General features: G+C 62.9%; 2 protein-coding genes and 1 pseudogene. 2 read left to right on the top strand and 1 reads right to left on the bottom strand.

The genetic code is table 11. From position 1 onward, the window contains the following. Positions 1-3,647: C25 family cysteine peptidase (locus ACFCU0_RS14140; RefSeq protein WP_434974329.1), on the bottom strand; the 3,647-nt coding region annotated here is incomplete at its 3' end. A 177-nt stretch (positions 3,648-3,824) separates the two neighbouring features. On the opposite strand from ACFCU0_RS14140, the gene ACFCU0_RS14135 reads away from it, so the two are divergent. Together ACFCU0_RS14135 and ACFCU0_RS14130 are read left to right on the top strand one after the other, a co-directional pair. Further along, the gene (locus ACFCU0_RS14135) at positions 3,825-5,015 is read left to right on the top strand and encodes a glycosyltransferase (RefSeq protein WP_434974328.1); all 1,191 of its coding nucleotides are present in this window, start codon (positions 3,825-3,827) and stop codon (positions 5,013-5,015) included. After that, a pseudogene (locus ACFCU0_RS14130) lies at positions 5,012-5,514 on the top strand (hypothetical protein); the annotation flags it as partial. The gene ACFCU0_RS14135 and the pseudogene ACFCU0_RS14130, both read left to right, overlap by 4 nt.

The raw sequence follows: 5,514 nt of genomic DNA, 5'->3' as shown, positions 1-5,514 counted from the left end.
ATCACAGGCGTGACGGTGGATCCTTCCGGGAAGGGAAAGTCCAGGTCGGCCGTCAGCGAGATCTCTTTCACCTCCGACGACTCGGACACCGGCGACACCTGTTCGACGGTCTCCTCGGGATAGCCGACGCGGGTGCGCATCACCCACACGTCGGCATACGATTGCGATCCGATGGTGGTCGAATACGGCGTGGGAGATGGATCGGAGCCAAGGTTTTCGAAGAGCTCGACGATCTCGTTGCTAATGGTTGGCCCGCTGTTTCGCGCGAGGTGCCGGGTGCGGACGAACACGTAGCGTCCTTCGGTGGCATGCGTATCGAGAAACGATCGAAGCTCATCCACGGCTGCCTGTTGGTCGCCGGAGGCCGGTTCCAGATCATCGCGCAGGTCGTAGGTTGGAAACCAGTCCCAGGCGATCACATCTCCGGACACGTCATCCAGGACGAGGACCGAGAAGCCGAATGTGAGATAGGCCAGCTGTTCGGTGTCGTTGAGAATAAAGCCGTAATCGCTCGATCCGAACCCGCGCTCGGAGTACTGCTCGACGGTGACCGTGTAGTTATCAAACGTCCAGCTCCGGTTTTGTCGCTGCACCTGATCGAGTGCATTTGCCCGGAAGAGCCGGTCTCGCTGAAGCCAGTCGGCGTCGGATGCGCTGACGGTAAAGGTAGACGTTTTCCAGTTGTCGTCTCCGTCACTGGCCACGCGGGCCCGCCACCAGTACGTCGTATTTGATTGCAGGTCCTGCGGCGGGGTCCACTCCAGCTTGACCGACTGGGCCGATTGCGATGTCGTCTGAAGGCCCGGTGAGTCGAAGCTCGCGACGCTGTCGACCTGAATCTGAACAGGGATTGGCTCCTGTGTCTGGCGAACGATGCCGAGCCGAAGGGTCGGAGAGCTCGTCGAGACGCCCGCATCGATGGGAGAGATGAGGTCCAGCCCCGTATCGAACACGACCTGTTCGCGAGATGCCGTGTTGTTGTCTTCGAGGCGTTCGTCGTATTCGCCCATCGGATCGACATCGATCCGGAACGTATTCGACCCGATCGCGGTCTCGTCGAGATCAAACTCGTATGTTTCCGTCGTGCGGACGGCGAAGCGCGGAATGCTGCGATCGATTCGGGATGACGTACCGTCCGGTCGCTCCCAGGTGAGGACCACATCGACGCTGTCTCCCGGCACGAGACCCCTGTTGGCAATCTCGACGTCGACCGTCATCCGTTCGCCCGGCGTGGGATTGGAGGGGCGGATACGAATTCGGTCGCGGGTGACGTGCAGGTCCGGTTCGTCGAGGATCGCGAGCCGCGTCGCCGGGTCGCCGAGCAGCCCGTACTGCAAGAGATGGCGGATGATGGTTGGGCTGGATCCGAACGAGTCCGCCACGTCAGCCTTGGCGACCTGAATGGCTTCGCCGAGGACGCGCATCGTATCCTGGAAGACGCGATCAACGAGCGCATCGTTTAGCGTGGCGGATGGGCTCAGATTTCCGAGCGCTGACGTTCCCCAGTGGGCGATGCCGCCGTTGAGCCCGCCCCCGCGTGGGTTTCCATTTTCATCCACGGTGCCCACGACGAGCTGCTCGCCGAGGGAGGGGAGGCTCTTGACCTCGAACCGTCCGCCCGCAAAGGAGCCGGTCCGGCAGCCGAGGGAGACGACGAAGGGCAGGCGGCCTGCGTTGTTAAACTCGGCCGGCGGGTCCGTCACGATCTCCCAGGTGAGAGCCGCCGAGTGTCCAAAGTAGTTCAGCCACCCCGACCCGCGCTCCAGATCGACCGCTAGCGAATCCCGAAAGCTTGTGTCAAGTGCGTCGTTGATCTGCTTATAGTAGCGCAGCGTGTCCATGCCGGCCGGATAGAGCGTGTCGCCCATGGCGGTCGTTCGCCGCGTGGCCAGCTCCCCCCACCCGTTGGAGGCATTCTGCAGGCGTTGCTGCTCCAGCTCCGAGGTGCCCCCGGCGAGAAGAAGCATCCGCTGCTGCCAGTCCGCTACGGGGGCGTTCTCGTATGACCGGATCTTATCAAGAAAGAGGTCGCCCTGTGCGTTCGAGCGAATCGGGATGCGGCCAACAGCGAGAACTTCCGACCAGTCGTTCGGGCCGTCGTACTGCATCGCGAACCATGTATCCGAGGGCGAATACCCGAACGATGATACGTTCCAGAAGGGGCGGCGCTCGTCAATCTCACCGCCGGTGTAAATCGGGTACTGGGCGTCTCCCCAGATCACGAGGAAGCGAGGCGCACCGCCGGTCCATTGCTGGGTGTGGTGCACGAATCGTCGTACTGCGATCGGCGTCGGCCGGCCGTAGTCAAACTCGTCGTAGACGTCCTGGACCTTGACGACAGCGACGTCGAACCCGTTAAAGGTCCGGCGGAAGTCGGCGAGTCGCTCGGCGCTCTCGCGCAGGCCGGACGTGGTCAGGATCACGTAATCGGCTCCGTTGGAAAGCGATGACCAGCTCGACGTGGCTTCGGGCAGCACCGCATCCGGCGACCGGTAGGCAGACGGCTCCGACACCCAGTACGTGCTGCTGGGCTGTGGCGGCGTGTCGTCGAAGGATGCCGTTCCGCCGGACGGGGATAGGGACCACCGTGTGCTCGACGCCGGCTGGAGAACGGTCACGTCGCTGCCCGACAGGTTCTCAAGCTGGAAACGGGTCGCCTGCGCATCCGGCGCGGAGAAATGCTGTCGGCCGCCAGCCGAGGCAAGAGACCGCGTGTACACCACCTCCACGTAGTCGAACAAAACGTAGTTCGGGTTTCGGGACGGGTCCGGGCACGACGGATCGGAAAACACATCGTTGGTCGACTCCAGACGGATCCGTAGCCCGGTCGCAGGAATCTGATCCTGTGGGATCTGCGCGACGATGTCTTCCTGCGAATACCCTCGCCACTCGACTTCTCCGATGGATGTGCGCGTGGTCGACCCCCCCGAACGCAGATCGGCGAACACCTCGATCCGGTGGCACGACGCAGACGACGAGTTCAGGCGAATCTGCAGGTCGAGCGTCTCCGACGCGGATGCGACCCGGCGTCCAACGTCCAACGTCGTTTCGAGAGCGAGCGGATTCGTATCGCTGTGCCGAAACTCGCGCCAGTAGTAGCCCTCCGCATCCCGGTATAGTGGATGCTCGGCTTCGAACGGACGACCCAGGTAGTACGTCCGGTCCTGCTCTGCGTGCAGCGTATCGCGGATGGTACTGCGCGTCACGGAGGGGGTCGTACCGGTTGGCGACTGATAGCGAATCCCATCTGGCCCGCCCCATGTCAGCCAGTAGTAGGTCGTGTCTGTGTACAGGCTGCGCTCATCGCTACTCTGGAAGTTCTCGACTCCGTTGTAGGCGTAGAGTTCGTCCTCACCCCGATTGCGCTGTCCCACGAAAAGCACGTCCCCGTTCGGCTCGAGATGGATCGGGACCTCACTCCCATTCTCGAACAGGCGGAAGGTCGACGGATCCGCGGATGGGGGAAGCCCGGCCTGTTCAAGGGACGAACGGTCGACGGCGTACACGCCATCCTCCGTCACGGCGACGCGGACGTACTCCGCAGATGGGTCGTACCAGTCAGTTTCCGCCGGCTGCGCACTGGCCTGACTGGCGACCGTAGTGAGCAGAAGGGCGGCGAAACAGAGGAATTGAAGGGGGCGTACCATCGGCCAGCTTACTGCAGAAAGAGGTGGAAGGTGTACGTGCCGAAGAGCAGGCTCGCGTCGGTCCGCGTCGTTGCATAACCGACGGAGGTCAGACAGTCGTGCGTACGCTGACATTTTATTGACTGATCAGATAAAGGATTCCCTCTGCTTCAAGCGGTGGACGGGTCCGGGTCCTCGATGCGCTCACGTTCGCACATCGCGTTTTTTATTCCTTCACTCGCTGGAGGAGGCGCCGAGCGCGTGTTCGTTCTTCTGAGTCGGTGGTTTGCCCGGTGCGGCCATGTCGTAGACCTTGTGCTGACCAACGACGCAGGTCCGTATCGCGCCGACGTTCCAGAAAACGTAAACGTGGTATCGTTCGGGAAAACCCACACCGCCGCCGCGGGGCCCGCCCTCTGGCGATATGTCCGATCCCGGCGCCCGGATATCATTTGCACGGCGCTCCCAACCGCCCATATTCTGGCCTCATGGGTCGTCCGCGGGCTTCGCAGGCTGCCCGGTTCCACGGCCCCGAAGCACGTCGTGACGCTGCACGAACTGCCGTCCGTTCGTCGTCGAGAGGCTGTATCCATCCGTGCGGCTACTGCTGTCAAATTGCAGCGCGGAGCGGTCCTGCACGCCGATCGGGCGGTGTCGGTGTCGGACGCGGTGGCGGATGACGCGGCGGCGGAGTACGACATAGGGCGGGAACGATTCTCCGTCATCTACAACCCGATCGAGGTCGAAGAAATTCTGAATCGGCAACCGCCGGCGCCTCATCCATGGTTTCAAGATGACCTGCCGGTCATGGTAAGCGCAGGGCGATTCGTCCGTCAGAAAAATATGCAGGGGCTGGTCCGAGCGCTCGCTCGTATGACGACGCCCGCGCGTCTGATCCTTCTCGGCGAGGGGCCCGAGCGTGCTAATATTGCCAATGTGTCGGAAGATCTCGGCGTCTCAACCCGGGTCGAAATGCCCGGGTTTGTCGAGGATCCGTACGATTATTTTTACCATGCCAGTGTTTTCGCTCTGGCGTCTCGAGGGGAGGCGTTCGGAAACGTGGTCGTGGAGGCGCTGGCGGCGGGTGCTCCAGTCGTCTCGTTGCGAGCGGAGGGAGGCGTGTCTGAAATTCTCGAGTCCGGTGACGCCCGGTGTGGTCGCCTCGTCCCGCCAGGCGATATCGGCGCCCTGGCAGATGCGCTGGACGAGGTCCTTGCGGCGCCACCGGATCCGGACCGTGGGCGGACACGGGCCCGAGACTTTCGCGTCGGACGCGCCGGTCGTGCGTACGCCAACCTGTTTCGTTCCCTTCTGGGTGCCGGGGACCCCCCGACCATGAGCGAACAGCCTCGTTCTCATTTCCCTTCCGAGCACACCTCCACCGCATGAGGTTTGTCTACGTGGTTTCGCAGTATCCAGCCCGGTCCGAGACGTTCATCGCCCGCGAAATGCAACAGCTCGTCGATGCCGGTCACGAGGTCGACATACTGCGCATGCGTTGGAGCGATACGCGTGACGGTCTGCGTGTAACGGGCGCCCGCGTGTCCCCGGTCCTGATCGGGCCTCGGGCCCTGACGCGCGGGCTGTCGCATGCTCTCGGCAACCGGCCCTGGCACGCCATCCGGATCCTGAGATCCTTGCTGGGTTCGGAAACCCGGGTCGGCATCAGAGTCCGCCTGATGGGGGTCTGGCTGGCCATGCTTTCCGGGCGAGCATGGCTGAAAGGGCGCTCGGTCGATCACATCCGTGCTCACCTCGTCGATATGGAAGCTGCAGGTGCGTGGTGTCTATCGCAGATTACGAACCGTCCCTTCAGCATCACAGCACAGACGACGACGTGTCGCCTCGGGGAACCGTTGATGCGCCGTATCGTCCGGGCGGCATCGGT

Origin of the sequence: Longibacter sp., assembly GCF_051155795.1 — a bacterium.
Taxonomy (GTDB): Bacteria; Bacteroidota; Rhodothermia; order Rhodothermales; family Salinibacteraceae; genus Longibacter.
This window is presented reverse-complemented; position numbering and strand designations above follow the sequence as displayed.

Bases quoted from the DNA above. Each gene is read 5' to 3' on its own strand.
- ACFCU0_RS14135 (WP_434974328.1), top strand. From the start codon at position 3,825: ATGCGCTCACGTTCGCACATCGCGTTTTTTATTCCTTCACTCGCTGGA.